General features: G+C 67.8%; 26 protein-coding genes. 19 read left to right on the plus strand and 7 right to left on the minus strand.

Going from position 1 to position 26,046, the window contains the following annotated elements; genetic code table 11:
• Positions 1-384 carry a hypothetical protein gene (locus tag JAO74_RS06360; RefSeq protein ID WP_233150739.1) on the plus strand — a complete coding sequence of 128 codons (384 nt, stop codon included), beginning with the start codon at positions 1-3 and terminating at the stop codon, positions 382-384.
• Between the two features lie 9 nt (positions 385-393).
• Here the strand turns inward: JAO74_RS06360 and JAO74_RS06365 are convergent, their stop codons facing one another.
• Positions 394-1,431 carry a DUF3667 domain-containing protein gene (locus tag JAO74_RS06365; protein ID WP_199036266.1) on the minus strand — a complete coding sequence of 346 codons (1,038 nt, stop codon included), beginning with the start codon at positions 1,429-1,431 and terminating at the stop codon, positions 394-396.
• 88 nt (positions 1,432-1,519) lie between these two features.
• On the opposite strand from JAO74_RS06365, the gene JAO74_RS06370 reads away from it, so the two are divergent.
• From JAO74_RS06370 to JAO74_RS06430, 13 genes are all read left to right on the plus strand, one after another.
• Entirely contained in the window at positions 1,520-2,779 is a 1,260-nt protein-coding gene (locus tag JAO74_RS06370; protein WP_416194290.1) for a glutamate-5-semialdehyde dehydrogenase, read from the plus strand.
• Between the two features lie 31 nt (positions 2,780-2,810).
• Positions 2,811-3,077 carry a CopG family ribbon-helix-helix protein gene (locus JAO74_RS06375; RefSeq protein ID WP_199036267.1) on the plus strand — a complete coding sequence of 89 codons (267 nt, stop codon included), beginning with the start codon at positions 2,811-2,813 and terminating at the stop codon, positions 3,075-3,077.
• The gene (locus JAO74_RS19240; protein WP_199036268.1) at positions 3,062-3,352 is read left to right on the plus strand and encodes a type II toxin-antitoxin system RelE/ParE family toxin; all 291 of its coding nucleotides are present in this window, start codon (positions 3,062-3,064) and stop codon (positions 3,350-3,352) included. Before JAO74_RS06375 ends, JAO74_RS19240 begins: the two co-directional genes overlap by 16 nt.
• Positions 3,349-3,936: a nicotinate-nucleotide adenylyltransferase gene (locus JAO74_RS06385; protein ID WP_199036269.1), complete on the plus strand. Its 588-nt coding sequence runs from the start codon at positions 3,349-3,351 to the stop codon at positions 3,934-3,936. The genes JAO74_RS19240 and JAO74_RS06385 overlap by 4 nt, the downstream gene beginning before the upstream one ends.
• Complete coding sequence (gene rsfS / locus JAO74_RS06390; RefSeq protein ID WP_416194291.1) at positions 3,929-4,357, plus strand: ribosome silencing factor; 429 nt, start codon at positions 3,929-3,931, stop codon at positions 4,355-4,357. The genes JAO74_RS06385 and rsfS overlap by 8 nt, the downstream gene beginning before the upstream one ends.
• Before the next feature lie 5 nt (positions 4,358-4,362).
• On the plus strand, positions 4,363-4,785 hold the full coding sequence (locus tag JAO74_RS06395; RefSeq protein WP_199036270.1) for a 23S rRNA (pseudouridine(1915)-N(3))-methyltransferase RlmH: 423 nt from the start codon (positions 4,363-4,365) through the stop codon (positions 4,783-4,785).
• Positions 4,786-4,790: 5 nt separating this feature from the next.
• The gene (locus JAO74_RS06400) at positions 4,791-5,948 is read left to right on the plus strand and encodes a murein hydrolase activator EnvC family protein (RefSeq protein ID WP_199036271.1); all 1,158 of its coding nucleotides are present in this window, start codon (positions 4,791-4,793) and stop codon (positions 5,946-5,948) included.
• Positions 5,949-6,051: 103 nt separating this feature from the next.
• The gene (locus tag JAO74_RS06405; RefSeq protein ID WP_199036272.1) at positions 6,052-7,404 is read left to right on the plus strand and encodes a S41 family peptidase; all 1,353 of its coding nucleotides are present in this window, start codon (positions 6,052-6,054) and stop codon (positions 7,402-7,404) included.
• Between the two features lie 10 nt (positions 7,405-7,414).
• Positions 7,415-7,897 carry a disulfide bond formation protein B gene (locus JAO74_RS06410; protein ID WP_199036274.1) on the plus strand — a complete coding sequence of 161 codons (483 nt, stop codon included), beginning with the start codon at positions 7,415-7,417 and terminating at the stop codon, positions 7,895-7,897.
• Positions 7,894-8,427: a demethoxyubiquinone hydroxylase family protein gene (locus JAO74_RS06415; protein ID WP_199036276.1), complete on the plus strand. Its 534-nt coding sequence runs from the start codon at positions 7,894-7,896 to the stop codon at positions 8,425-8,427. Before JAO74_RS06410 ends, JAO74_RS06415 begins: the two co-directional genes overlap by 4 nt.
• A 14-nt stretch (positions 8,428-8,441) precedes the next feature.
• Positions 8,442-8,948 carry a hypothetical protein gene (locus JAO74_RS06420; RefSeq protein WP_199036278.1) on the plus strand — a complete coding sequence of 169 codons (507 nt, stop codon included), beginning with the start codon at positions 8,442-8,444 and terminating at the stop codon, positions 8,946-8,948.
• Between the two features lie 72 nt (positions 8,949-9,020).
• Positions 9,021-9,524: a DUF2306 domain-containing protein gene (locus tag JAO74_RS06425; protein WP_199036280.1), complete on the plus strand. Its 504-nt coding sequence runs from the start codon at positions 9,021-9,023 to the stop codon at positions 9,522-9,524.
• The gene (locus JAO74_RS06430) at positions 9,521-10,930 is read left to right on the plus strand and encodes a glycosyltransferase family 39 protein (RefSeq protein ID WP_233150740.1); all 1,410 of its coding nucleotides are present in this window, start codon (positions 9,521-9,523) and stop codon (positions 10,928-10,930) included. The genes JAO74_RS06425 and JAO74_RS06430 overlap by 4 nt, the downstream gene beginning before the upstream one ends.
• Here the strand turns inward: JAO74_RS06430 and JAO74_RS06435 are convergent.
• Positions 10,911-11,546, minus strand: coding sequence for a DedA family protein (locus JAO74_RS06435; protein WP_199036282.1), 636 nt, complete (start codon positions 11,544-11,546; stop codon positions 10,911-10,913). The genes JAO74_RS06430 and JAO74_RS06435 overlap by 20 nt on opposite strands.
• A 75-nt stretch (positions 11,547-11,621) precedes the next feature.
• Here JAO74_RS06435 and JAO74_RS06440 point away from each other — a divergent pair, with 75 nt between their 5' ends.
• Positions 11,622-12,416, plus strand: a complete 795-nt coding sequence (locus JAO74_RS06440; protein ID WP_199036284.1) for an aldo/keto reductase — start codon at positions 11,622-11,624, stop codon at positions 12,414-12,416.
• 243 nt (positions 12,417-12,659) lie between these two features.
• On the opposite strand, the gene JAO74_RS06445 is transcribed toward JAO74_RS06440, so the two are convergent.
• The 3 genes from JAO74_RS06445 to JAO74_RS06455 are packed head-to-tail and all read right to left on the minus strand — an operon-like array spanning position 12,660 to position 18,313.
• Positions 12,660-14,129, minus strand: a complete 1,470-nt coding sequence (locus JAO74_RS06445; RefSeq protein ID WP_199036286.1) for a carboxylesterase/lipase family protein — start codon at positions 14,127-14,129, stop codon at positions 12,660-12,662.
• On the minus strand, positions 14,126-14,878 hold the full coding sequence (locus JAO74_RS06450) for an SGNH/GDSL hydrolase family protein (protein ID WP_233150741.1): 753 nt from the start codon (positions 14,876-14,878) through the stop codon (positions 14,126-14,128). The genes JAO74_RS06445 and JAO74_RS06450 overlap by 4 nt, the downstream gene beginning before the upstream one ends.
• A 6-nt stretch (positions 14,879-14,884) precedes the next feature.
• Positions 14,885-18,313 (minus strand): glycosyl hydrolase 2 galactose-binding domain-containing protein, encoded by a 3,429-nt coding sequence (locus JAO74_RS06455; protein WP_199036288.1) that lies wholly within the window; start codon positions 18,311-18,313, stop codon positions 14,885-14,887.
• A gap of 168 nt (positions 18,314-18,481) precedes the next feature.
• On the opposite strand from JAO74_RS06455, the gene JAO74_RS06460 reads away from it, so the two are divergent.
• Entirely contained in the window at positions 18,482-20,971 is a 2,490-nt protein-coding gene (locus JAO74_RS06460) for a glycoside hydrolase family 3 protein (RefSeq protein ID WP_416194292.1), read from the plus strand.
• A gap of 379 nt (positions 20,972-21,350) precedes the next feature.
• Here the strand turns inward: JAO74_RS06460 and JAO74_RS06465 are convergent, their stop codons facing one another.
• Together JAO74_RS06465 and JAO74_RS19045 are read right to left on the minus strand one after the other, a co-directional pair.
• Positions 21,351-21,899 (minus strand): NUDIX domain-containing protein, encoded by a 549-nt coding sequence (locus JAO74_RS06465; protein WP_199036290.1) that lies wholly within the window; start codon positions 21,897-21,899, stop codon positions 21,351-21,353.
• Positions 21,896-24,247, minus strand: coding sequence for a hypothetical protein (locus tag JAO74_RS19045; RefSeq protein WP_269845930.1), 2,352 nt, complete (start codon positions 24,245-24,247; stop codon positions 21,896-21,898). Before JAO74_RS19045 ends, JAO74_RS06465 begins: the two co-directional genes overlap by 4 nt.
• A gap of 91 nt (positions 24,248-24,338) precedes the next feature.
• Between JAO74_RS19045 and JAO74_RS06475 the strand changes: the two genes are divergently transcribed.
• The 3 genes from JAO74_RS06475 to JAO74_RS06485 all read left to right on the plus strand — a co-directional run bounded on the left by JAO74_RS06475 (position 24,339) and on the right by JAO74_RS06485 (position 26,014).
• Positions 24,339-25,073 (plus strand): TlyA family RNA methyltransferase, encoded by a 735-nt coding sequence (locus JAO74_RS06475; RefSeq protein WP_199036292.1) that lies wholly within the window; start codon positions 24,339-24,341, stop codon positions 25,071-25,073.
• 96 nt (positions 25,074-25,169) lie between these two features.
• Positions 25,170-25,721 (plus strand): TspO/MBR family protein, encoded by a 552-nt coding sequence (locus tag JAO74_RS06480; protein ID WP_332908742.1) that lies wholly within the window; start codon positions 25,170-25,172, stop codon positions 25,719-25,721.
• Positions 25,722-25,750: 29 nt separating this feature from the next.
• A complete protein-coding gene (locus tag JAO74_RS06485) occupies positions 25,751-26,014 on the plus strand; it encodes an accessory factor UbiK family protein (RefSeq protein WP_199036293.1) in 264 nt (87 codons plus the stop codon).
• Positions 26,015-26,046: the final 32 nt, after the last annotated feature.

Here is a 26,046-nt window from a genome sequence, read left to right on the forward strand (position 1 = left end):
ATGTCGTTTCATACTCCCCTCGCTGCCCGGATCGCAGTACCGCTCCTTGCCCTCGCGATGGCGGCGCCGGCCGATGCGGCGATGACCGTCGGCACGTTCCTCACTCGCGCCAACGCGCTTCGTTATCAGGGCATCGGCGCGATGCTGTCCCCCGATTTTCAGGTGCTCCGCGAAGAAGCCCGTCAGGCGAAGAACCAGTTGAAGGCGGAGAATGCCGCCCGCCTGGCCGCGCACAAGCCTGCGCTGGCGTGCGTACCCGAAGGCGAGTCGATCGGGATCGAGGAGATGCTCGACGGCCTCGCCGCGCTGCCCGCCGCGGACAAGCGCCGCCCGCTCAAGGATGGATATGGCAAGGTGCTGGCGAGGCGCTTCCCCTGCCGTTGACCCGGTTGGTCAGCCGACCAGCCCCAGTCCCATCAACAGCGTGACGAAGCCGGCCAGCGCGACATTGGCGGCGATGAACATCAGGACCATGCGCAACGCCGCGCCGACCCGCCCGATCAGGTAGGTGCCACGCAATTGCTTGTACATGTGGATCGGGATGACGATCGACGCGCACGTCATCAACAGCCCGGTAGCGATCCCGCTCATTCCCACCAGACTCAGCACGACGCCGACCAGACTGACGAAGCACAATGAATAGGTGACGAAAATCGCGTGGTCGTACATCGTGAAGCGGCGGCTGAACGGAAACAACAGCCACATGAAGGGCAGCGACAGCGGGATCAGCACCCAGGCGAATTTATACGCGTTGGATTGCAGCTTGTAGAGCATGAGGTTGGGGTTCTCGGCCGCCTTCGCCAATCCCTTGTCGAGCCGCTTCCAGCCGGTGCGGACCTTCTCCAGCCCGGAAAGCTTGCCGGGTTCCATAGTGGCGAGGACGGTCTGCGTCGCAGCGGTCTCACGCTGCCGCTCGGCGATGCGCGCGTCGATCGCGTCGCGGGCGGCGGGCGTGGTGGCGCGGGCGCGTTCGGCAGTCAGGCTGGCGATCTGCTCGCCGTTTCGGGCGATCGACTGTTCGATCTTCACCCGCGCGCTGCGCGCTTCTTTCTCCTCCAGTTCGGGCAGTTCCAGATGCGCGCCGACCACGCTCAACATCGCGAACAGCACGAAGACGATGAACAGGAACAGCGCCAGCGGCGACACGAACCGCGCCCGCTCACCATCGATGTACCGACGGGTGAGGGCACCGGGATGGAACAGCAGCATCGGCAGCGTCCGCCAGATCTTGCCCTCGAAATGAAAGACGCCGTGCGCCAGTTCGTGGCCGATCGCGCCCATAGTGCGATGGACATGGCCGCATTGACCGCAATCGTGGCAGAAATCGCCGACTCGCACCGCGCCGCAGTTCAGACAGTGTCCACCCGCGCCGTCATGATGCGGAGCCACGGCGTCCGCGCTCGTCGTATCGAAATGTCCGATCGTCGCCATGTGTCTGTCGTACCCCCCGGTCGCTGGCGCCGGTCATAACGGACGATGCCCTATCGTGCGAGGGCGCTTCGCATGCTAGCGGGCGGACATGGCCGATATGCAGAATCCGACCGACCTGATCGCCACGATGGGCGCCCGCGCCCGTCTCGCCGCCGCTGCATTGGCGGCATTGCCGACCGGGACGAAACGGGCCGGGCTGTGCGCTGCATCGGCCGCCATCCGCGCGCAATCGGCGGCGATCCTGGCTGCCAATGCGGAGGATATGGAGCGGGCCACGGCAGCGGGGTTAAGCGGCGCGTTGCTCGACCGATTGCGTCTGGACGAGGTCAGGCTGGCGAGCGTAGCGGACTCGATTGCGGCGGTGGCGGCACTGGACGATCCCGTCGGCGCGACGATCGACACGCGCGAACGACCGAACGGCCTGACGCTCACGCGGGTGCGCGTGCCGATCGGCGTGATCGGCATCATCTTCGAAAGCCGGCCGAACGTCACCGCGGATGCCGCCGCGCTTTGCGTGATGAGCGGCAACGCCGCGATCCTGCGCGGCGGATCGGAAGCACGCGCCAGCAACCGCGCGCTGCACGCGGCGTTCGCGGATGGTCTGGCCGCAGCAGGTGTGCCGCGCGACGCCGTGCAACTGGTACCGACGACCGACCGTGCGGTGGTGGGGGCGATGCTGACGGCGGCGGGCTTGATCGACCTGATCGTGCCGCGCGGCGGCAAAAGCCTCGTGGCACGCGTCCAGGCGGATGCGCGCGTGCCCGTGCTCGCGCATCTCGACGGCATCAACCACATCTTCGTCCACGCCTCCGCCGATCCGGCAATGGCGGCGGCAGTGGTGGTCGACGCCAAGATGCGCCGTACCGGCGTCTGCGGCGCGATGGAGACGCTGCTGATCGATCGCGCCTATCCGCACGCGGCAACGCTGGTCGAGGCGCTTGCGGCAGCCGGCTGCGACGTACGCGGCGACGACGCTGTCCAGCGACTGACGTCAGTCGCGCCAGCCACGGCGGCGGACTGGGATACCGAATATCTCGACGCCATCGCCTCGGTCGCGCTGGTCGATGGCCTCGACGGCGCCATCGACCATATCGCCGCGCACGGGTCGCACCACACCGACGCGATCGTCGCGGCGGACGCTGGCGTGGCCGAGCAGTTTTTGGCGCGGGTCGACTCGGCGATCGTCCTGTGGAACGCCTCCACCCAGTTCGCCGATGGCGGTGAGTTCGGCATGGGCGCGGAGATCGGCATCGCCACCGGCCGGCTGCACGCGCGCGGCCCCGTCGCGCTGGAAGGGCTGACAACGTACAAATGGGTCGGCCGCGGCACCGGGCAGGTGCGTGGTTGAAGCAGCGCGCCGGCGGGCGTAGATTGCCCCTGTGAACGCGCCCGCCTCCATCACCGCCGCCCTCGACGCCGATACGATCGCGATGGTCGAGGAACTGGCGCGCGCGCGGGGCATCACCGGTGCGCAATTCGCGGCCGAGGCGATCCGCCGCGTAGCCGAGAGCGAAAAGGATTACCGCGCCTTCGTACAGCAGGGGATCAACGCCGCCGATCGGGGCGATTTGATCCCGCATAACGAGGTGATGGCTGAACTCGATGCGATGATCGAGAAACAGCGGACACGATGCCAGCATCCATAGAGTGGTCCCGCCCGGCGCTGATCGATCTGAGGAATATCGGCAGTTGGCTGAACGATCAGGCTTCAGGCGAGGTGGCCCTTCGGACGCTATCGGCGATCAGGCGGCGGGCGACGTTTCTAGAAACCCATCCTCATGGTGGTCGACCGGAAGCGGACGGCCTCCGTGTCCTGCTTGTCCGGGGCACTCCATACCTTATCATCTACCGGATTTTCGCTGATTCCGTGCAGGTACTGCGCATCCGGCATGAGCGCGAAGACTGGCAGGTTGTACCGTGATCCGCACCGGCCTGTTCGGCGGATCGTTCAACCCCGCGCATCGGGGGCATCGCGGCATCACGCTGGCCGCGATGCGCGCGCTGGCGCTGGACGAGGCGTGGTGGCTGGTGTCGCCGGGCAACCCGTTGAAACCCGTCGCCGGTATGGCGCCGCTGCCCGCCCGACTCGCGTCCGCACGCGCGATGGCCCGCCGCGCGCCGATCCGCGCGACCGCGATCGAGGCGCGTCTGGGCACGCGCTATACCGTCGATACGATCCGCCAATTGCAACGTCGCTATCCCAAGCGCCGGTTCGTCTGGATCATGGGTGCCGACAATCTCGCCCAGTTTCACCGCTGGCGCGACTGGCGCGGCATCGCGCGTGCGATCCCGATTGCGGTCGTGGCGCGTCCGGGATATGACGGGCGCGCCCTCGCGGCACCCGCGATGGCCTGGCTGCGGCGCCATGTCAGACCGCGGTCGGCCGCGAAGACCTGGACGATGTGGAGTTTGCCGGCATTGGTGCTCTTGCGCTTTCGCCCCGATCCGACGTCCGCAACCGGCCTGCGTGCCGGTGACCCCGACTGGCACCGCCGCTATGATTAGCGGACGGCCGGTTTCTCAAGGAACTCTCTTGGCCACTTCCTCTACCACGCCCCGTCCCTCCGATCCCGCCGAAGTTGCGGCGCTGCATCAGTTGATCCTGTCGTCGCTGGACGACGATCAGGCGGTGGAAACGATCTCGATCCCGCTCGCCGGCAAATCGAGCATCGCCGATTTCATGGTGATCGCCAGCGGTCGCTCGACCCGTCAGGTCGCGTCGATGGCCGCCAAGCTGTCCGAGCGGATCAAGGCCGAGCAGGGCCGCAGCCCCCGGATCGAGGGTTTGCCGACCGCCGACTGGGTGCTGATCGATGCCGGCGACGTGATCGTCCACCTGTTCCGGCCGGAAGTGCGCTCGTTCTACAATCTGGAGCGGATGTGGTCGTTCGGTGACGCGCCACCGCCGGAGCCGACGCGCGGCTGACGCCGTTGCTGCTGCATATCGTCGCCCGCGGACGGATCGCCCGTTCGCCCGAGGCCGAGCTGGTCGACCGCTACATGAAGCGGATCGCCTGGCCGACCCGGATCACCGAACTGCCCGACACCGGCGGTCGCGAACCCATGGCCGTGGCGCAGGGCAAGCGCATCCTGCTGGACGAGAAGGGCGAAATGCTGGGATCGATGGCCTTCGCCGAACGGCTGGGCCGCTGGCGCGACGATGGCGTGCGCGAGGCGCGGTTCCTGCTGGGTGCGGCGGATGGCTTCGACGAGCCTGCCCGCGCCGAGGCCGACCTGTTGCTGTCGTTCGGCCGCGCCACCTGGCCGCACCTGCTGGCCCGCGCGATGCTCGCCGAACAGCTGTTCCGCGCGACCAGCATCCTCGCCAACCACCCCTATCACCGCGAAGGTTAGGGCGGATGTTGCGCCTGTCCGTCCGCGCGATACTGGCGATGTCGCTGACGGCCAGCGTCGCCGCGCAAGCCCCTGCCGACGCCAATGATCCTCTATTACGCGCGCAGCAGGAGGCCGCCGCCGCCACCGCTCGTGCCGACCGGCTGACGGCGGCCGCGGCGGCGGAAAGCGATGCGGCGGCGCGAGCGGCGGTCGAACGGCGTGGCCTTACCGCACGGGTCGCGGTCGCGGCGGCGGGTCTGCGCAGCGCGGCGGCCAAAGCGGTCATCGTCGATCGCCGGCTGGCCGAGCGTCGCGCCCGGCTGGCGGCCGAACAGGCGCCCGTCGCGCGGTTACTTGCCGCCCTGCAATCACTGGCGCGTCAGCCGGCGGCGGTGACGGTGATGCAACCGGGGTCAATCGACGATCTGGTGCATGTCCGCGCGGTGCTCGGCACCGTGATGCCGGCGGTCCGCGCTCGCACCACCGCGGTTCGCGGCGATCTCAATGAGACACGAGAACTGTTCGCGCAGGCGACGCAGGCCCGCGACGCACTGGATGCGGCGCGGGCGCGGCTGGACCGTGAACGCGGCGCGCTGGCGCAACTGGAAACGCAGCACCGGGAACGCGCCGCCGTGCTGGGCCGGGGTGCGCTTTCCGAACAGGACCGCGCGCTGGCGCTGGGCGAGCGCGCCCGCGATCTGGTCGACCGGCTGGCCGAGGAGGGTGAGGGGCAGGCCATCGTCGCCGGACTCATGGCGCTGACCGGTCCCGTGCCGCGTCCCGTGGCGGCGGGCAGCGTCGGGCCATCGCGCCAGACCGGCGTCTATCGCCTGCCGGTCGCGGGACGGCTGGTGACGGGGTTCGGCGAGATTTCGGCCGCTGGCGTCCGCTCGCGCGGGCTGACCTTCGCGGTGCCGGCGGGCACGCCCGTCGTCGCCCCCGCCGGCGGTACGGTGCGGTACGCGCAGGGGTTTCGCGGCTATGGTGGCATCGTGATCGTCGATCATGGCGATGGCTGGACCAGCCTGGTCACGGGCCTCGCCAAGCCGCTGGTCGCGGTGGGAGGCACCGTGCGGATGGGCGATCCGATCGGCCGCGCGGCGGCGGGCGATTACCCCCGCGTCACTGTCGAATTGCGTCGGCGCGGCCAGCCGATGGAGATGGTGGCGCTGATCGGATGATACGCCGCCGGCCAGTCAGGCGACATTAACCGCGACGTTGCTTTGATCGTGCCGCGATCCTCGCTACGATGGCTGGATTCACTTTTGCTCGTCAGGGACATAGATGCGCCGTCCGCTTCTCACCGCCACCGCGATCGTCGCCGCGATGTCCGCCATTCCGCTGGCGACCGCGGCGATGGCGGCGGCGGACACCGACACTTTCCGTGAGTTCGACCAGTTTCTCGACGTCTTCAACCGCGTGAAGGCCAACTATGTCGACAAGGTCGATGACAAGACGCTGATAAAGGGCGCCATTCAGGGGATGCTCGCCTCGCTCGACCCGCATTCGGTGTACGAGACGGGAATCGAGTACGACAATCTGCGCATCATGACCGACGGCGCCTATGGCGGCCTCGGCCTGACGGTCGGCATGGATGACGGCGCGGTGAAGATCATCTCGCCGCAAGAGGATACGCCGGGCGACCGTGCCGGGATCAAGGCCGGCGACCTGATCCTGCGCATCAACGGCGAACTCGCCTATGGCCTGACGCTCGATCAGGCGGTGACGAAGATGCGGGGACCGGCGGGCAGCAAGGTGACGCTGTCGCTGGTCCGTGCCGGCCGCGACAAGCCGATTGACGTGACGATGGTGCGCGAACGCATCGTGCAGAAGCCCGTAAAATGGGAAGTGCGCGGCGATGTGGGTTATATCAACATCAACACCTTCTCGAAGGATACCGGCGCCGAGACGCGGGCCGCGATCGCCGCGATCACCGCGGCGCTGGGTCACAAGCCGCTCGGTTACGTCGTCGATCTGCGTAACAACGGCGGCGGCTTGCTGACCGAGGCGATCGCGGTGTCCGACCTGTTCCTCGACCATGGCGAGATCGTGTCGCAGCGCGGACGCGGCACCGACATCGATCGCTATTATGCCGAAAGCATGTTCCCCGGTGACGCCGCCAAGGGGCTGCCCGTCGTGGTGCTGACCGATGCCGGCACTGCTTCGGCGTCGGAGATCGTCGCCGGCGCGTTGCAGGATCATCATCGCGGGCTGGTGATGGGTGAGCGCAGCTTCGGCAAGGGTTCGGTCCAGTCGGTGATCGAACTGGGGCCGCAGCGCGCGCTGAAGATCACGACCGCGCGGTATTACACGCCGTCGGGCCATTCGGTGCAGGAGGGCGGGATCGAACCCGACATCCGCGTGCCGCAGTTGTCCGACCCCGATTACAAGGACCGGCCGGTGGTGCGCGAGGCCGATCTGCGCCAGCACCTGATGAACGAGGTGAAGCTGGATAACGGCAAGCTGGAAGAGGACAGCAAGGACGATCCCCGCTTCACCGCCACCGCCGAGGAATTGAAGAAGCAGGGCGTCGAGGATTTCCAGCTGAACTATGCGCTGAAGACGGTCGCCCGGCTCGGCGGCCCGGCACAGGTCGCGGCGGCGACGAAGCCCGTCGTAAAGACGCCTGCGAAGTGATGCACGCCGCATGAGGAAGCCGACCACGGCGCACTGGCTCGCGTTCCTGCTCCCCGCCGCGCTGCTGGCGGGCGCATGGGGGGCGCAGTTGCTGGGCGGCCTTTATCCGTGCCAGCTGTGTCACTGGCAACGCTGGCCGCATTATGCGGCGCTGGTGCTGGCGGGCCTCGCCTTTCTCGTTCCCGCCGGTCGCGCTCGCGGCGCGCTGGTGCTGCTGGCGGCGCTGGCGATCGCCGCGTCGGGCGCGATCGCCGTGGCGCATGCCGGGGTGGAATATGGCTGGTGGCCGGGCTTCACCGCCTGCACCTCGACGATCGACTTCACGAATCTCGATCCGTCGCAGCGGCTGGACGCGATCATGAAGGCGCCGCTGGTCCGTTGTGACCATGCGCCGTGGACATTGGCGGGCATATCGCTGGCCGGGTTCAACGCCATCTTTTCGATCGCCGGCGCGATCACCATCTTGGCCCTGATGACGAGGGAACGGGCATGAGCTGGAAACCGGGTGACCGTCGCGAGGCGACGAAGGCGATGATCCGCGTCGATCAGGCCGGCGAATTCGGCGCAACGCGTATCTATGCCGGGCAACTGGCGGTGCTGGGCGACCGGCATCCTGCATCCCGCGCGATCCACCACATGGCGGTGCAGGAGGAGCGGCATCAGGCGTTCTTCGACCGCATGATCGTCGAACGTGGCGTACGGCCGACGCTGTTCCAGCCATTCTGGAACGCCGCCGGCTTCGCCTTGGGCGCGGTGACGGCGGCGATGGGGCCGGATGCGGCGATGGCCTGCACGGCGGCGGTGGAGACCGAGATCGACAAGCATTATGCCGATCAGCTCGTCGAACTGGGCGACAGCGACCCGGAGTTGTCGGCGGCGATCGCCGATTTTCAGGCGGAAGAACTGGAACACCGCGACCACGCGCTGGCGTCGGGCGCGGAGAACGCGTTCGGCTATCCGGTGCTCAGCGGCATGATCCGGCTGGGGTGCAAGGTCGCGATTGCGGCGGCGAAGAGGATTTGATGGGAGTGGCAGCGATGAAGACGGCGATCCTGGCCCTGATGGCGCTGACCGCGCCGGCGATGGCGCAACAGGCAGCGACGACGGGTGGCGAGACGCCCGCCCGTCCGGTTGCCGCGCCCCAGCCCGCACAACCCGCGCTGCCCGGTCTCGAACGACCCCGGCCGGTCCAGCAACAGGCCAGCGTCGGTCGCGGTGCGCCGGTCAACGGCGTGCTGGTGCTGTACGGCAACGAACGCTGTCCCACCAACGCGGACGGCGACGAGATCGTGATCTGCGAACGCCGGTCGCAGGAGGAACAGTTCCGCGTTCCCAAGGAACTGCGCAATTTCGAGGTCACGCCCCAGAACCAGAGCTGGGCCACCCGGGCACAGGACACGATGAACACCGGCAGCGGCGTGAACACGATCGGCAGTTGTTCGCCCGTCGGCCCCGGCGGCGCCACCGGCTGCTTCGCGCAATCGGTCCGCGCCAACCGCGCCGCCAACCGTGCGCGCAATGCAGCGGCCAACGACGCGCCCTGATCGCACCCGCGCCTTGCCGCTTTACCGCCGCCGGTCCCTCGCCTAGCCATTGGCGGCATTTCGGGGGGCGACATGGCGACGACGATCGGTCGGATACGGGCAAGTGGGGGCATCGCGCCAACCCTTTATGACAGGATATTGGCAGCGGCGTCGGTCGTGCTCGCCGGGTTTGCGATCCTCGCGATCGGTCGCGGCTTTCGCGAATGGTATGCGGTGCCGGCGATCATCTGGGCGCATCTCGCGACCATCCTGATCGCACTTCTCCTTACGCCGTTCATGCTGTTGCGGCCACGCGGTGACGCAAGCCACCGGCGATGGGGCATGGTATGGCTGGCGGCGATGTTCGCGACCGCGATCCTGTCGTTCGGCATCCGCACTGGCGGGGGCTTCAGCCCGATCCACATCCTGTCGGCGGTGACCGCAATCCAGGTGCCGCTGATCTGGCGATCCGCGCGGCAGCATCGCATCGCCGCTCATCGTCGCGGCATCCGCATTCTGGTGACGGGCGGACTGCTGATCGCCGGGTTCTTCACCTTTCCGTTCGGGCGCCTGCTGGGCCATTGGCTGTTCGCATGACCCGTATGCGCGGCACGCCTGTCCTGCTGTTCCTGCTCGTCTGGATGTCGGCGGCGTGGTTCGGATCGTGGGAGTTCAACCCCAACAACGCCACCCGCCTGTTCGCGGCGATCAGTCTGGTCGAGGACGGCGACGCCGTGATCGACGAGTTCGCGCCGATGACGATCGACAAGGCCGAATTCGACGGACACGTCTATCTGGACAAGGCACCGGGTATGACCCTGATGGCGTTGCCCGCCGTGGCGCTGGCGACATGGGCCACGGGCGAGCGGTCGGCCGGTATCGAGAAGTCGATGATCGATCCACGGATGGGGCCGTTCCTGCGCCTCCGGCTGAGACTGGCCGCCGCGTCGGGGCCGGCGCTGCTGACCGCCATCGCGGCGGTCCTGCTCTACGATCTGGCACTGGGGCTGACCGGGAGCGCCGCCGCCGCGCTGTTCGCCGCGCTGGGCTACGCGCTCGGCACACCGATCTGGGGCTGGTCCACCACGATCACCGGTCATTCCCCGGTCGCGGCGCTGTATGTCATCGCCGTCTGGGCTTTTCACCGTGCGGCGGCGAGCGGGCGAGGCGGGCCGATGCTGCTGGGCGGCCTCGCCCTCGGCTGGGCGGTCGTGGTAGAATATCAGGCGGTGCTGGCCGGATCGGCCATCGCGATCTGGGCGGCGTGGAACATCCGGTCGCACCCGAACCGCACGCGGCTGCTCGCGCTGGCGATCGCGGGCGGCGTGGCCGGCCTGTTGCCGCTGCTCGCCTATAACCTGATCGCGTTCGGCACCCCCTTCCGCATCGCCTATGCCGGCGTGAAGGGGTTCGAGGGGATGCATCAGGGGCTATTCGGCCTGACTATGCCGAAGGTGCCGGTGCTGTTCGAGATCCTGTTCGGCGACCGGCGCGGCCTGTTCTGGGTGGCGCCGGTGCTGCTGTTCGCGCCGCTGGGGTTGGCGGCGCTGGCGGATGTGCGCCGGACGCGGGCGATCGGCCTGATGGCGATGGCGGTCGTGACGATCGCGCTGCTGGTGAATGCCGCCTATGTCTATTGGGATGGCGGCAACGCCACCGGGCCGCGCCACGCGATGCCGCTGGCGGGCCTGTTCTCGCTGGGCCTCGCGACGTTCTGGTCCGAACTGAAGCACGAATGGCAGCGATGGGCGTCGGCGGCGCTGCTCGGCCTGTCGATGGCGATCAACCTGATCGTCGCCGCGGCCGAGATTTTCGCCCCGCCCGAATACCGCTTCCCCCTATGGTCGGCGGTGTTCGATCTGCGCTTCCGGCGCGGCGACATGCGGACCTGGCCCAGCGAGTGGTTGGGCTGGACGACGTGGCACGGATTCGAACTCTACCTCGCCTGCGCGCTGCCGCTGCTTTCCCTCCTTATCTGGCGTATCAGACGCGGTTTTTCCTGATCCCGCGCACGCGGTGCCAGACATAGAAACCGATCGCCGCGACCAGCACCAGCCCGATCGCCAGATCGGCCTGATGGAATGCCGCCTTCAGCCGCGGATCGCTGTTCCACTTGTCGCCCAGCGTCATACCGATCCACGCCAGCCCCAGGCAGAAGGGCCATGACCCCAGAAACGTGTACAGGTGGAACGGGATCAGCGGCATCCGCGCGACGCCTGCCGGAAACGCGATGAAGGTGCGGATCACCGGCAGCAGCCGCCCGACCAGCACCGCCATGTTGCCCCAGCGCGCGAAAAAACGATCCGCCGCATCCAGTTCGTCCGCGCCGATCAGCAGATACCGGCCCCATCGTTCCGCCATCGGCCGCCCGCCGCGCTTGCCCACCTCATACGCGACGATCGAGCCGAGATTGCACCCCAGCGCCCCCGCCGTCGCCGCCAGAAACAGGTCGAACCGGCCGGTCGACACCAGATAGCCGGCGAACGGCATGATGATTTCCGACGGCAGGGGGATGCAGGCGCTTTCGATCGCCATCAACAGCGCGATGCCGACATAGCCGCCGGAGGAGATCACCCAGATGGTGAAGCCGGCCAGTGCGGCGAGGATCTTTTCGAACATGGGCCGGGGGATTGGCCGATGCGGCCCCGCCGGTCAATCGCCGGAACCGGCCGGGGCGGCGACGGTTGGACGAATATGGACATGACCCTGAACGATGGACGCTCGATGCCGCAACTCGGCCTCGGCACGTGGCAAATCCCCGATGCGCAGGCGGCGATGGTGGTGCGGCGTGGCCTCGATACCGGTTTCCGGCTGGTCGATACCGCCGCGATCTATGGCAACGAACTGGGTGTGGGGGGCGGCATCGCCAACGAGGACGTCTTCATCACCACGAAATTATGGAACGACCGCCAGGACGATGTCGATGCCGCGATGGACGAAAGCCTCGCGTTGCTGGGCGTCGATGCGGTCGACCTGTATCTGATCCACTGGCCATCGCCGGCGCAGAATCTGTACGTCGATGCGTGGAAATCGCTGATTTCGCTGCGAGAGGCGGGCAAGGCGAAGTCGATCGGTGTCTGCAATTTCCAGCCCGAGCATCTCGACGCGCTGATCGCCGCGACGGGCGTGACGCCGGCGGTCAACCAGATCGAACTACACCCGCATTTCCAGCAGCGCGACCTGCGTTCCTATCACGAGGCGCATGGCATCGTGACGCAAAGCTGGAGTCCGATCGGGCAGGGCAAGGACCTGCTCACCGATCCGACAATCACCGCCATCGCCGATCGCCACAGCCGCAGCGCCGCGCAGGTCGTGATCGCCTGGCACCTCGCCAAGGGGCTGTCGGTCATCCCCAAGGCATCAAGCGCCGATCACCTGAGCGACAACTACGCCGCGCTGGACCTGATGCTCGACGATGACGACATCGCGCGGATCGACGCGCTGGACCGGCCGGACGGACGGCTGGGGCCTGACCCGCTGTCGATGTGAATGGCCGGGGCGCTGCCGCTTTCGTCATTGCGAGCGTAGCGAAGCAACCCAGCGCGTCACGCGCGACCTCTGATTGCTTCGCTACGCTCGCAATGACAGACAAGTTGGTGTTTTCCGGCGAAAGCGGAACCCAGGACCAAGTAAAACAACGGCTCGTATTATTCGTGACTTTGGACTCCTGCGTCCGCAGGAGCACGGTCGCGGACTATGCGGTCGGTCTGTCTCTAAGGAAGTGCCGACCGATCAAGGCGTATCGCGCAATCCGCAAATATCGCCCCGCAGATCACGCGTCGCGACCGGACCATCCTGCCCGAACGACAGATACCCGCGCTCCTTCACGTCATATCGCGGCCAGTTCGGCAGGCCGGCACCGTTCGGATCGCCGGTGCGGACGAAGTTGGTCCAATACGCCCTCAGCGGTGCGCCCGGCACGACATTGAACACCGACGACAGTTCGCCGCCATGCGTCACGCCGCCACCCGGCGCGGCGTGGTCGAACTGATATTGCCACACCGGCAGGCCATGCGCCGTCAGCCGCTGCGACACCGCGACGGTGGGGCAGCGAAAGGTCAGGTCGTTCGCCAGTTGCGCGGTCACGTCGCCCAGCCGTGGATCGGCAACCGGCGTGCCGCCCGGTTGCAGACCATAGAGCACCAGCGCGCGATCCGCCTGCGATCCGAACTCCCGCGCCACGGTGGCGCGGGCGGCGGGCAGGCCGCCGTGCAGCGACAATTCGATCGCGTTGACGCCGCTGATCGTGCGGGCGGGGTTGATGCGTCCGGCGGCCAGTGCCGCCGCCGGCGTCTCGCGCAACACGCGGCCATCGACCACCGCCTGCAACCAGATGAAGCTGTCATCGTCCAGATCGGGTACATCGACCGCCTCCTGCGCGGCGAGCAGACGCTCGACCGGTACCGCCCGCAATCCGGCGGCGGATACGGCGGGGGGCAGCCCGGCCTTGCTGGCGATCAGCGTGCCGACGCCCTCGTTCTGTGCCAACGTCCGCGGCGCGACGCCGAAACCGGCCGTCCCGCTCTGTTCGATCGCCTGCGCGAACAGGCCGCGCGCGCCGGGCGACAGCATCTGCAAGCCGACATCCTGCGCCCCCGCCGATCCGCCCGCGATCGTCACCTTCGCCGGGTCGCCGCCGAAGCGGGCGATGTTGCGGCGGACCCAGTCCAACGCCGCCTGCTGGTCCATCAACCCGTAATTGCCCGACGGGCCGCCCTGTTCCGCCGACAAGGCCGGATGCGACATGAAGCCGAGCGCACCCAGCCGATACTGGATGCTGACCAGCACGATCCCGCCATCGGTGATCGTCGATTCCACCGTGCCACCGCCCGCGCCACCGCGATTGGCGCCACCGTGAATCCACACCAGCACCGGCAGTTTCGCCGACGCCGCCAATCGCGGCGTCCGGATGTCGAGAAACAGGCAGTCTTCCTTGCCCGACTCCGACGCCGCCCGGTTCCACTCGCCATAATCGGGCTGCGGGCAGGCGGCGTGCGGCCGAATGGCATCGACGGCTGCGGTCCAGCGCGCTGGCCGCCGCGGCGCGCGCCAGCGAAGCGGCCCGTCGGGTGCGGCGGCGAAGCGGATACCGCGAAACACCGCGCTACCCCCCGCCAGCGTCTCGCCGCGCACCGGCCCGTCGTCGGTCCTGACAACGGGTGACGGCTGGGCGACGGCGGCCGCCAGCGCCAGCAGGATCATCGCGCGATCGGCTTCGGCGCGGGCTTGGCGAGCGCCGCCTTGATCGCCGCCTCGGCGACCGGTGCCATCACCCGGTATCCCGGCTCGTTGGGATGCACCCCGTCATAGGTATATTCGGCCTTCAGCGCCTGACCGTCATGCAGCGCGCCCCAGTAATCGGCATAGACCGCCCCGGTCCGCGCGGCATAATCCTTCAGCCACGCATTGGTCTGCGCGATGCGTGGCGCGGTGGCGAGGCCGGGCCTCCACGGGAAATGATCGGCCGGCGGAATCGACGCCAGGATCACGCGGATGCCGTGCGCGCGTGCCAGCTCGGCCATCGTCATGATGTTGGCGTGCGTCTGCTCGATCGTCATCGGCCCGGTATTGCCGGCGATGTCGTTGGTGCCCGCCATGATCTGCACCACCGCCGGGTGCAGGTCGATCACGTCCTGCCGGAATCGCAGCACCATCTGCGGCGTCGTCTGGCCGCCGATGCCGCGATCGAGGCGACCGGGGGTGAAGAAGCCCGGCACCTTGTCGATCCACCCCTGCGTAATCGAATCGCCCATGAACACAATCCGTGGCGCCTTCGCATCCGGCGCCGGCAGCGTGGCATTCGCGGCGCGATACCGCTCCAGCCACGGCCAGTCCTGATGCAACCGCACCTCCGCTTCCTGGTCGGCAGCGTTCGGCTTGGGCGTCTGCGCGAACAGCGCGGCGAAGGGGAGCGAGATCATCAGCGTGGCGGCCAGCATCTTCATCGTCATATCCCCTTATCGTACCGTCGCGGGCGCGACATTCCAGCCACGCAGAGCGACCGTCTCGCCGCGCGCCTTCGCGCTCGGATAGCGGATCGTCACCACCCGGCTTTCGCCCGGCAGCAGCGAGACATAATTGTCGGAAAAATACGCCGGCAGCACCTGCGTGCCGTCCGCGTTCATCACCGTCAGCTTCGTCTCGATTGCCGGCACCGCGCCCGGATTGCGCACCGTGACGCGCATCTCCGTCTCGTCGCCCACCGTCGTCCGCGCGGCGCTCGTTTCCAGCGTCACCGGCGCCAGCGCGTTCATCGCCCGGAACTGCGCATCGGTCGCCGCCTGCCAATAGAAGTTGTTCGACAGCTCGACGCCCTTCGCATCCGTCGCCTTCAACGCGATCAGCGCGACGCCGCCCGCGGTCAGGCGCGGCAGGTCTAGCGTGAACGCCGCGCTCGCCGCCTCATGCGCGCCCGTGATCGTCGCGGTGCGATCCGCGAGCGGCTTGCCCGCCAGATCGACGACCTTCGCCGACACCGTCACGCCGCGCAGGTCGGCCAGCCGGTTGTTGACCAGCACGACCTCGCCACCCGGCAGGTTCATCTGGACATGCACCGGCTCCGACGCCTTCTTCACGCCATAGAAGCTGGCCTGCGTGTCGTAATCCGACGAGAATATCTGCCATGCCGACGACGGCCAGGCCGGCTGCGTCATCCACAGCATCCGCCCGGAATGCTCGGTCCACAGGCCCGCATTCATCCCCTCGAAGATGGCGCGGTACGACTCGTACTGCATCATCTGCGCCTTGCGCTCGAAATCCTCCAGCGAGGTGCCCGCGCCGAACCGCGTCGCCAGCGCATCCATGTACGTCTTCACCGCGCCGTTCCCGGTCTGGTGCCAGTCGTGATAGGCCCACGCATCGCTGATCGGCCATTGATCGGCCGCCGGGATCGCCCGCTTCCACGCCTCCAGCGTCGGCAGCGACGGCGTGCCGCTCTCGACCGAGAAGCCCTTGGCATGGGTGGTGAAATACTCGACCGGCGGCCGCCAGTTGTATGGACCGGAATTCTGCAGGTTCACCCGGTTGGACGACCCCATGTACAGGCGCGTGCCGTCTTGGCTGTGGATCAGGTCTTCCAGCGCTTCGTTCAGGATCGGCTGCGGCACGCCCTCGTTGCGCCCGAACCACACGACGATCGACGGGTGGTTGCGATAGCGCTTCACCACGTCGGTCGCGTTCTTCACGAACAGCACCGGGTCCTGCGCCTCGATATTATAGTCCTGCGTCGATTCCCAGAAGTCGCTCAGCACCATCAGGCCATATTCGTCGGCCAGATCGAAGAAACTGTCTTCGGTATTCTGTCCCACCCAGTTGCGGATGATGTTCTGATGCGCGTCCTTGTGCAGCCGGAACATCGGCTCCAGATGCGCCCGGTCGATGCGCTTCATGAAGTCGTCCATGCCGATATTGCCGCCGCGCGCCGCGATCTTCACGCCGTTGACACGGATCGTCAGATAGGGCGACAGGCGCGGATCGTCCTTCGCCGGCGTGACCGCTGGCGAGCGTTCCGCTCCCGGCTCCAGACTCGCTGCCCAGCCGCCCGCGACCTTGCGGATGCCGGTATGCGATCCGTCGACGATCTTCTGCCCCAGCGCCCGCGCCTTGGTCAGGTCGACCGTCACGCGCTCCAGCTCGTCTTTCTGATCCATCAGCGACAGGTCGTACGTCACCTGTCGCATCCCGAAGCGCAGTTTCCTCTCGTCGCTCGCCCGGCCATCGACCGTCGCGGTCAGCGTCAGGTCGTGCAGCGCCTGCTCGCCGTAACCGTTCGGCCACCACAGCTTCGGATTGCGCACCGACAGTTGCCGGAATTCGGACGGCTTCATCACCACATCGGCGCTCTGCCCGGCGGCTAGCTGCACCTGCTTCTCGACCGTCACGTCGTCGAACGTCGCGCGCACCGTGGCGGTGACGGGGGTCGTGCCGCTGTTCGTCATCGGCGTCGTGATCTCCACCTCCGCCACCGAATTGTCTGCGCGTGGCAGCGCGGTCACGACATGCGCGTCGCCGATCGTCGCCGCGCCCGTCGCCTCCAGCGTCACGCCCTGCCACAGGCCGGTGTTGCGATCGCGGATGCTGGGAATCCAGTCCCACCCCTCGGTCGCGACGAAAGTCGGGCCGTCCAGCATCATCATGCCGCCATTCTCGCCGACGCCGGCGGTCAGCGATTCCTCATGCGCGATGCCGGGGTGCGGCGGCGGCGACACCTTCACCGCCACCGCGTTGCGCCCGGCCGCCAGCGTCACCGGGAAGCGGCCCCGGATGAACGCGCCCTTCATCGTGCCGACCATCACGCCGTTCACCCACACCTCGGCCGCATAGTTCACGCCTTTGAAGGTCAGCCACTGGCGCTTGCCGGCGGCGTCGGCGGGCACGTCGAACTCGCTGCGATACCAGTAATCCTGCCGCGCGAGGCTTTCGGGGATCACGGTGTTGTTCAGGCCGTACGCGGGATCGGGATAAACGCCGCGATCGACCAGCGTCGTCAGCACCGTGCCCGGCACCGTCGCCGCATACCAGCGGCTCGCATCGAAACCGGCGCGGCTTAGGACAGCCCCCGCTGCCGTCACCTTCGGCGCCTCGGCCAGCCGCCAGCCGGCGATGTCCCACTTGCCCGGTGCGGTCGCGACCAGCGCGGGGCCGGTCGGCAGCGGCTTGGCGACGGGAGCGGGGATCGGCGCCTTCGACCGGGGCAGCGTCCACGCGTCCTGCGGCACCTTCTGCCCGTACATCTGCTGCACCTGCACCGGCCAGTGCGGGCTGCCGGTCTGGAAGGTGATGGCGGCGACATCGGGCTGCGTCGCGGCCCGGCCGCGCAGGTCTGCGGCGGTCAACGCCCCCTGTTCCAGCTGGAACCCGGCGACCCGTCCGGCAAACGCCGTGGCGCCGATACGCGGCGCCAGCGTCGCCACGGGGGCGACCGGCGCGGCGGCAACGCGGCCCTGCGCCACCTGCCGCCCATCGACGAACAACCGCGCGACACCGGCATCCACCGTCGCCGCGACATAGCGCCAGCGCCCGGCCACCAGCCGCGCCGGCGCGGTCAGCGTGCCACTATCGGTGACGAGGGCGGGGCGGCCATCGGTCAGTGCCAGATACCGCCTTGGCCCCGTCGCCGCCTCGCCGAAACCCGCCACCAGTACGGTGCCGGTCGCGATGGCGCGCGGCTCGACCCAGCCGGACAGCGTCCAGGCCGGTGCCGCCACCGCCGCCGCACCATCGCCGCCGATCGCGCGGACATAGCTGTCGCCGCCGGGGGGCAGGTCCGCATTGATCGGGCCATAGGTCTGCGCCGTCGCGATCGCGGGCAGGGTGCCCGCCAGTATCGTCACCAAAATTCCCAGTCTTGCCGAGCGCGATACCGCCGCCGTCCGTGCCTTGCGCATGTCATCCTCCCGTATCGCGGTCGTTGCCGCCGCCCGCGCGGCATCAAGCACAGCGTCCGGAAAAAGCCAAATTGAAATACGAATTATTGACAGGTAGCGCTAACCAGTCTTTGGTCCGGTCATGGCCGCATAGTAGACGGCAATTACGGTTGAGGATGCGAAGGGCAGATGACGATGCGCAACACGATATGGGCCGCCGGTGCGGCGATGGGTCTGGTGCTGACGACGGTGGCCGCCGCGCCCCTGATGGCGCAGCAGACGATGGCGCAGCAATTGTCGCCCTTAGCCCACCCTGCGCAGTGGCCACTCCTGAACCTGAAGCGCAAGCCGGACCCGAAGGTCGAGGCGCGCGTCGATGCCATGCTGAAACGCATGTCGATCGAGGACAAGGTCGGCCAGTTGCTTCAGGTCGACATCGCCAGCATCACGCCGAAGGATCTGGAAACCTACAAGCTCGGCTCGATCCTGAACGGCGGCAACTCCGCGCCGAACAATGACGAACTCGCCCCCGCGCCCGAATGGCTGAAGCTGTTCGACGCGTTCTACGACGCATCGGTGAAGCGCACCGATGACCGCCCCGTCGTCCCCGTCATCTGGGGGACCGATGCGGTCCACGGCGCCAACAATATCGTCGGCGCCACGCTCTTCCCACACAACATCGGCCTCGGCGCGATGCGCGATCCCGCGCTCATCAAGCGGATCGGCGCGGCCACCGCCGCCGAAACCGCCGCCACCGGCATCGACTGGAGCTTCGCCCCCACCGTCGCCGTCGTGCAGGACGACCGCTGGGGTCGCACCTTTGAAAGCTATTCCGAGGACCCCGCGATCGTCGCCTCCTATGCCGGCCAGATGGTCGAGGGCATTCAGGGAGCGGTCGGCGCCGACTTCATGAAGCCTGGTCACGTCATCTCGTCGGTGAAGCATTTCCTTGGCGACGGCGGCACCGGCGGCCGCGATCAGGGCGACACCCGCGTCCCCGAAGCGGTGCTGCGCGACGTCCACGCGGCCGGCTATCGCACCTCGCTGGAGGCCGGGGCGCTGACCGTGATGCCCAGCTTCTCCAGCTGGAACGGCGAGAAGATGACCGGCAACAAGAGCCTGCTGACCGGCGTGCTGAAGGAGCGTTGGGGCTTCGACGGCTTCACCATCGGCGACTGGAACGCGCATGGTCAGGTGCAGGGCTGCACCAACGAGGATTGCCCGGCGGCGATCAACGCCGGCCTCGACATGTTCATGTATTCCGGCCCCGGCTGGAAGCAGCTGTACGACAACACCCTGCGTGAGGCGAAGTCGGGCCAGATCACGCCCGCGCGCCTCGACGATGCGGTCCGCCGCATCCTGCGCGTCAAGGTGCTGGCCGGCACGTTCGAGGCGGGTCGCCCCTCGTCGCGCCCGACCGCCGGCAAGTTCGACCTGCTCGGCAGTCCCGAACACCGCGCCATCGCGCGTCAGGCGGTCGCCGAATCGCTCGTCCTGCTGAAGAACAACGGCAGCGTCCTGCCGCTGAAGGCTGGCGCCAACATCCTCGTCGCCGGTCGCGCAGCGGACGATATCGGCATGCAGTCCGGCGGCTGGTCGATCACGTGGCAGGGCACCGACGTCAGGAACAAGGATTTCCCCAACGGCCAGTCGATCTGGTCCGGCATGGATCAGGCGATCCGCGCCGCCGGGGGCAAGGCGACGCTGTCGGCGGACGGCAGCTATGCCGCGAAGCCCGATGTCGCCGTCGTCGTGTTCGGCGAGACGCCCTATGCCGAATTCACCGGCGATCGCCCGACGCTGGAATACAGTCCTGAGGACAAGTCCGATATCGCGCTGCTCAAGAAGCTGAAGGCGGCGGGCATTCCCACCGTCGCGGTGTTCCTGTCCGGCCGACCGCTCTGGGTGAACCCGGAGATGAACGTCGCCGACGCCTTCGTCGCAGCGTTTCTGCCGGGTACCGAGGGTGGCGGCGTCGCCGACGTGCTGGTCGCGGCAAAGAACGGCCGGCCGCAGCGCGATTTCCACGGCAAGCTCAGCTTCAGCTGGCCGAAGCGGCTCGACCAGTATGTCCTTAACAGGCGTGATCCGAATTATGACCCGCTGTTCCCGATCGGTTACGGCCTGACCTATGCCGCGCCCGCGACGGTGGCGACGCTGGACGAGACGCGCCCGGCCGTGACCGGCGGCGATCAGAACGCGCTGTTCACCCGTGGCCGCGCCGCCGCCGGTGCCCGTCTGGAAACGACCGGCGCCGTCCTCCTGACCCGCACCGATCGCAATGCGCAGGAGGATACGCTGCGCCTTGCGTGGAGCGGCACCGGCAAGGGCCGCCTCGCCGTCGAACAGGCGATGCCGATCGACGTCAGCCGCGAAAGCAATGGCCAGCTCAGCATCGTGGTCGATTACCGCCTGCGCGCCAAGCCGACCGGCCCGGTGACGATCGGGATGGAGGGCGGCAAGACCGCCACCGTGCCGGTCGGCGGCGCACTCACGGCGGCGGCGAACAGCTGGGGCACGATGGCCGTGCCGCTCCATTGCTTCGCCGATGGCGGTGTCGACATGAAGAAAATGACGCGCAGCTTCATGATGGAGACCGCCGGCAAGCTCGACATCGACATCTCGGGCATCCGCATCGCCAGCGCCCCGCCGGGGCCGGTCAGCTGCGGCGCGAACTGATTCCGACAACCGATTGCAATCTTTGCATGCTGAAGATTGCATAAAGCAATTGATTTAATCTTCGCTGCACTGCAAAAGGAAATCGCCTTTCAGGCATCCTCTCCTAAAAACTTTTGGCCGGGCTAGTCCCGGCCTTTTTTTGTCCGATCGCCTCGTGATCGAACAAATTGCGAGAAGTGGACCCATCCCCTAACCGTTCGGCCTGAGCGAAGTCGAAGGCTCCCTCTCCGAAAAGTGCTTCGACTTCGCTCAGCACGAACGGGTTGGACTAAGCGCTCGATGCTCTAGAGAAGGTGGCAGGGCAAAGCCGTCCGAGCGGCAACGAAATAGCTTCTTGAGTGCGAACTTCTGTGAACTTCGATTCGCAATAACCCGGGGTTCAGCGGACTCCCATCAGGTCGATCAGTCCCAACGCAGCGACCGTCGTCGCGTCCTTGATCGTCCCGTCGCGGATCATCGCGACCACCGCCTCGCGCGTGAAAGTGCCGGTGACGAGGCCCTGTTCCTCCACCTCCAGCGCCGTCTCCGTCCGGGTCAGTTCCTCCGCCAGGAACACATGGCATCCTTGCGTCGAGTAACCCACCGCCGTGAACAGATGGCCGATCCGCGTCATCCGCCCCGCGACCAAGCCCGTCTCCTCACGCAGCTCGCCGCGCGCCAGCTCGACCGGATCGGCGTCCGGCGCATGTTCCCATGCCCCTTGTGGAAACTCCCAGTACCGCCCCTTCACCGGATACCGGTACTGCTCCACCAGATGCAGCGACCCGTCCGCATCCACCGGCACGATCACCGCGAAGTCGGGCTTCTCGACCACGCCGTAGATGCCCGTCGACCCATCCGCCCGCCGTACCTGATCCTCGCGGACATGCATCCATCGGTTGCGATAGGCGGTGCGGCTCTCGATCGTCTCGATCTCATGGGTCGTCATCGGGTCACCTCGATACTGGCCGCCACATCGGGCGCATCGCGCAGGCTGACGGGCAGGGGGCCGCTCGCCGGCTTCGGCGCGGACAGGCTGTCGCCGGTAAAGCCCTCCGGCATCGCCGCGCCGCCCACCGACCGCAGCAGGAACAGGTCGCTGCCGGTCACCGTACAGCTATCCTTGCACGCCGCCGTCCGCAGCGTCGGTACCCGGGCCAGTGTCCCCAGCGGCTGCCAGTCGCTCGCCACGCCACCCTGCACCAACCGGAACCGCAACGGCCCCGCCGCCCCGACACCCAGCACCGCCCCCGGCGTCAGGCTGACGACCGCGACCTGCGGGTCCTGCAAACTGACACCGACCGTCGTCGTCGCGTCGTCGGCGGTCGCCACCTCCACCCGGTCATCCGTCGCGAACCGCGTGCCGCCCGCCGCCCGTAATGAAAAGGTCAGGCGGCCATATTGCGACACGACCCCCTCGGGCAGCGCGATCGCGACGGGCGTCGCCGGCACCGTCACGCTCCGCCCGATCAGCGTCGCGGCCGGTCGCGGCGGGGCCACCGTCACCCGCGCGTTCACGATCCGCTTGTCGATCAGCGTCACCTTGCCCGTCTTCGCATCGCCCACCGCCAGCGCCGGCGCCGCCTCGGCAGTCAGCGTCAGCCGGTCGCCCCCCTCCACGCGTGCCAGCGCGCCCGGCACGAAGCGACTGCCGTCGATCGTCAGCGCCGCCACCTTGTCCAGCCGCGCCCCCGTCAGCACGCCCGACCGGTCGTCCGCATGCAGCGTGAACGAATCGATCCGGCTCGCTTCGGCATAGGCAGTCAGCTTGAACTCGATCGGATCGGCCACGCCATATTGCCCGATCCGCACCGTGACGTCGCCCGGCGGCACGTCGCCGAGCGGCAGTTTGGCCGTTAGCCCGTTGGCGCCACGCTGCTCCCACGTCACCGCCCGCGTGTTGCCGCCCGGCAGCTTTATCTCGATGTTCGCGACACAGGCCGGTGCCGCGCCGGTCAGCGCCAGCGCATTGTCGCGCCCCGCCACCAGCGTCGCGCCGTCGCCATCGTCGGGATGCCATGACGGCCCTTGCGGACTTTGCAGCGCAAAGCGGGGACCATCGAAGGGTACGAAGCCCCACTCGCCATGCAGCCGCCCGGTAAGTTCCGGTTCGAACGCCGATGCCCTCGGCAGATCGCCCTTCACCACGAAGCCGCCCTTTTCCGCATCCGCCACCACCGGCAGGTCGATCTCGCGCCCGTCCCGCCCCGCCACGCGCAGCGCGACGTTGCGGGCATAGCGGGTGGCATAGATCAGCGGCGCCCCCTCCACCGGCAACGCCAGTCCCGGTCGCGCCAGACAGTATCGCGCCGCCGGCTCCGTCGCGCGCAGCGGCGGCAATGACGCCGGGCCGACCGGCGGCAGGGCCGTCACCAGTACCGATAGCGGTTTGCTGAACGAGGGGGCCGCATTCAACAGTAGGGCGAGCGCATCGCCGTCATGCGTCGCCAGTGCCGGGATATACTGATAATTGGCCGTCCGGAATGCACCCAGCAGGCGCGCCACGTCGCGCACCACGCCGATATACGGACTGTAATAGCCCAGGCCGCCCTGCGGCGTCGCCGCCAGCTGGAACGCCAGATCGGTCGGCGTGCCGGTCAACGCCTCCGCCAGCGAACTGCTATGCCCGTCGCTCAACACCAGCGAGTCCCGCCCCGCGGTCAAGCACCCCGCCTGCAACTCGGCCGGTTTCGCCAGGCAATCCGCCTTCAACTGGATCGCCAGACTGCGCGCCAGCAAGGGGGAGGCGACCTCGACCCGGCTACCCCCCTCCGCATCGCGGCGGTTGACGCCGGCGACATAGGTATCGAGCCGCGCCCGGTCGAGCGCCGCCTGGTTCAGGTCCTGAGACGCCCGCACGAACGCGCCCGGTCGGCCCCGCACCGCGCCGGTCAGCGTCCCGAAATCGCCCCCCGTCTCCGGCGCCAGAAACGCGACGACCTGTTGCGCGCCCTTCGGCACGGTCAGCCGCAGGTCTCGATTCTTGGGCTTCCACGTCTCGGCCTTGAAGAACCAGTTCTTGGGCGGCGGATTGGTCGCGCCGCGCAGGAAGCCGACGACCAGCAGATACCGCGCACCCTGATCGACCGGCAGGTCGGCGCGCACCAGCACCTCGTCGCCCGCCGACAGATTGGGCACCTGCGTGATCGGCAGAGTGACGCCGCCATGCTTCACCGTCACCGTCAGGCGCGGCCCGGCCAGATCGAACGCCGCGATCTCCGCCCGGCCATCGCCGGTCGATATCAGGGCGCAGGCCGCAGCCGCGATGCCGCCGACCATCCGTCTCGTCATCATCATGTCTTTCGCCTTACCCGCCGGACATCGCATCGCAAACCCGGCGGCGTCGCTCTCCTTGCACCGGGACATGTGTTCGCCGTAGGGCCGTCGCATGGCCAAGATGCGCGCAGACCAGATGCTCGTCGACCGGGGCCTCGTCGAATCGCGGGCACGGGCGCAGGCGCTCATCATGGCCGGGCTGGTCTTCGCGGGCGATCGCAAGATCGACAAGCCGGGCCAGCAACTGGCCGACGGTGTCCTGCTGGACGTCCGGGGCCGCGACCATCCCTGGGTGTCGCGGGGCGGTATCAAGCTGGCGCATGGCCTCGACCATTTCGGCTGGGACGTTACCGATGCGGTCGCGATCGATGTCGGCTCGTCCACCGGCGGCTTCACCGACGTGATGCTCCAGCGCGGGGCAGCCCGCGTCTATGCGATCGACAGCGGCACCAACCAACTGGCGTGGAAGCTGCGCCAGGACCCGCGCGTCGTGGTCCACGAACAGACCAGCGCCCGTATCCTTACCGCCGCGCACATCCCCGAACCGATCGACCTGATCGTCTGCGATGCCAGCTTCATCGGTCTGGCCAAGGTGCTGGAACGCCCCCTCAGTTTCGCCGGCCCGAAGGCCCGTCTATGCGCGCTCATCAAGCCCCAGTTCGAGGCGGGGCGCGAGGAGGTGGGCAAGGGCGGCGTCGTCCGCGATCCCGCCGTGCATGCCCGCGTCTGCGCAGCCGTGACGGACTGGCTCACCCAACAGGGTTGGCATGTCATGGGTGTGGTGCCCAGCCCGATCACCGGCCCGGAAGGTAATGTCGAGTTCCTGATCGGCGCCATCCGCGGCTGACCCCGGCGGACATTTCGTCCGCAAGGTTTACCGATCGATATCGTTGCGGCAGGAAGATGCGGAAGCGCCCCGGCGGGCGGCAATGACGGAGGTAATGTGGGCGCGATCGCATCGAAGGGGCAACTCCGCATGTCGTTGCTGCGCTGGGCGGTGGTCACGGTGCCGCTCGTCCTGCTGTTGGGTTTCGCGTCGGGCAGGACGGCGCCTGCGGGTTCGGACAATATCTGGTATCAGGCGCTGGCCAAGCCGGCCCAGACGCCACCCGACTGGGCTTTCCCGGTCGCCTGGACGACGATCTACATCCTGATGGGCGTGGCGCTGGCGATCGTGCTGAACGCGCGCGGGGCGCGGGGGCGGGCGCTGGCGACGGGGTTGTTCATGCTGGGGTTCGCGCTGTCGCTCGGCTGGATGCCGCTGTTCTTCGGCGCCCACCGCGTCACGGCGGCGATCGGCCTGATCGCGGCGATGGTCGTCGTCGGGATCGCCACCACCATCGCCTTCGCCCGCGTACGGACGATCGCGGCATGGTTGATGGTGCCGTATCTGGTGTGGATCAGTTTTGCCGGCGTGCTGACATGGAGCATCGACCGGATGAACCCCGACGCCGAAACCCTTGTGCCGTCGGCCCGCACATCCCAAATGTTGTGACGATACCGATCTGTAGCAGGAATACCGCCATGCAATCCGACAATCGCATTTTCGATGACCTGTCCAAGTTCGTCAACGGGGCAGCGGGCACCATCGCCGGCATGGGTCGCGAGGCGGAGTCGAGCGCCCGCACGCGTGCCCGCGAATGGATCGGCGGTCTCGATTTCGTCAGCCGCGAGGAATTCGACGCGGTGAAGGCGATGGCAGCGGCGGCGCGTGACGAAGCCGTCGTCCTGCGCGCCCGGCTCGATGCGCTGGAAGCCAGGTCGAGCGATCCGATCCCCACCGTGTAAAGACGGCAGGGCCGCTTTTGCTGCCCCATCTA

Source organism: Sphingomonas mollis, from assembly GCF_016427505.1.
GTDB classification, from domain to species: Bacteria; Pseudomonadota; Alphaproteobacteria; order Sphingomonadales; family Sphingomonadaceae; genus Sphingomonas; species Sphingomonas mollis.

Excerpts from the sequence above, each read along its gene's own strand:
- JAO74_RS06360 (WP_233150739.1), top strand. The coding sequence starts at position 1 with ATGTCGTTTCATACTCCCCTCGCTGCCCGGATCGCAGTACCGCTCCTT.
- JAO74_RS06365 (WP_199036266.1), bottom strand. The coding sequence starts at position 1,431 with ATGGCGACGATCGGACATTTCGATACGACGAGCGCGGACGCCGTGGCT.
- JAO74_RS06370 (WP_416194290.1), top strand. The coding sequence starts at position 1,520 with ATGGCCGATATGCAGAATCCGACCGACCTGATCGCCACGATGGGCGCC.
- JAO74_RS19240 (WP_199036268.1), top strand. The coding sequence starts at position 3,062 with ATGCCAGCATCCATAGAGTGGTCCCGCCCGGCGCTGATCGATCTGAGG.
- rsfS (WP_416194291.1), top strand. The coding sequence starts at position 3,929 with ATGATTAGCGGACGGCCGGTTTCTCAAGGAACTCTCTTGGCCACTTCC.
- JAO74_RS06400 (WP_199036271.1), top strand. The coding sequence starts at position 4,791 with ATGTTGCGCCTGTCCGTCCGCGCGATACTGGCGATGTCGCTGACGGCC.
- JAO74_RS06405 (WP_199036272.1), top strand. The coding sequence starts at position 6,052 with ATGCGCCGTCCGCTTCTCACCGCCACCGCGATCGTCGCCGCGATGTCC.
- JAO74_RS06410 (WP_199036274.1), top strand. The coding sequence starts at position 7,415 with ATGAGGAAGCCGACCACGGCGCACTGGCTCGCGTTCCTGCTCCCCGCC.
- JAO74_RS06415 (WP_199036276.1), top strand. The coding sequence starts at position 7,894 with ATGAGCTGGAAACCGGGTGACCGTCGCGAGGCGACGAAGGCGATGATC.
- JAO74_RS06420 (WP_199036278.1), top strand. The coding sequence starts at position 8,442 with ATGAAGACGGCGATCCTGGCCCTGATGGCGCTGACCGCGCCGGCGATG.
- JAO74_RS06425 (WP_199036280.1), top strand. The coding sequence starts at position 9,021 with ATGGCGACGACGATCGGTCGGATACGGGCAAGTGGGGGCATCGCGCCA.
- JAO74_RS06430 (WP_233150740.1), top strand. The coding sequence starts at position 9,521 with ATGACCCGTATGCGCGGCACGCCTGTCCTGCTGTTCCTGCTCGTCTGG.
- JAO74_RS06435 (WP_199036282.1), bottom strand. The coding sequence starts at position 11,546 with ATGTTCGAAAAGATCCTCGCCGCACTGGCCGGCTTCACCATCTGGGTG.
- JAO74_RS06440 (WP_199036284.1), top strand. The coding sequence starts at position 11,622 with ATGGACATGACCCTGAACGATGGACGCTCGATGCCGCAACTCGGCCTC.
- JAO74_RS06445 (WP_199036286.1), bottom strand. The coding sequence starts at position 14,129 with ATGATCCTGCTGGCGCTGGCGGCCGCCGTCGCCCAGCCGTCACCCGTT.
- JAO74_RS06450 (WP_233150741.1), bottom strand. The coding sequence starts at position 14,878 with ATGACGATGAAGATGCTGGCCGCCACGCTGATGATCTCGCTCCCCTTC.
- JAO74_RS06455 (WP_199036288.1), bottom strand. The coding sequence starts at position 18,313 with ATGCGCAAGGCACGGACGGCGGCGGTATCGCGCTCGGCAAGACTGGGA.
- JAO74_RS06460 (WP_416194292.1), top strand. The coding sequence starts at position 18,482 with ATGACGATGCGCAACACGATATGGGCCGCCGGTGCGGCGATGGGTCTG.
- JAO74_RS06465 (WP_199036290.1), bottom strand. The coding sequence starts at position 21,899 with ATGACGACCCATGAGATCGAGACGATCGAGAGCCGCACCGCCTATCGC.
- JAO74_RS19045 (WP_269845930.1), bottom strand. The coding sequence starts at position 24,247 with ATGATGATGACGAGACGGATGGTCGGCGGCATCGCGGCTGCGGCCTGC.
- JAO74_RS06475 (WP_199036292.1), top strand. The coding sequence starts at position 24,339 with ATGGCCAAGATGCGCGCAGACCAGATGCTCGTCGACCGGGGCCTCGTC.
- JAO74_RS06485 (WP_199036293.1), top strand. The coding sequence starts at position 25,751 with ATGCAATCCGACAATCGCATTTTCGATGACCTGTCCAAGTTCGTCAAC.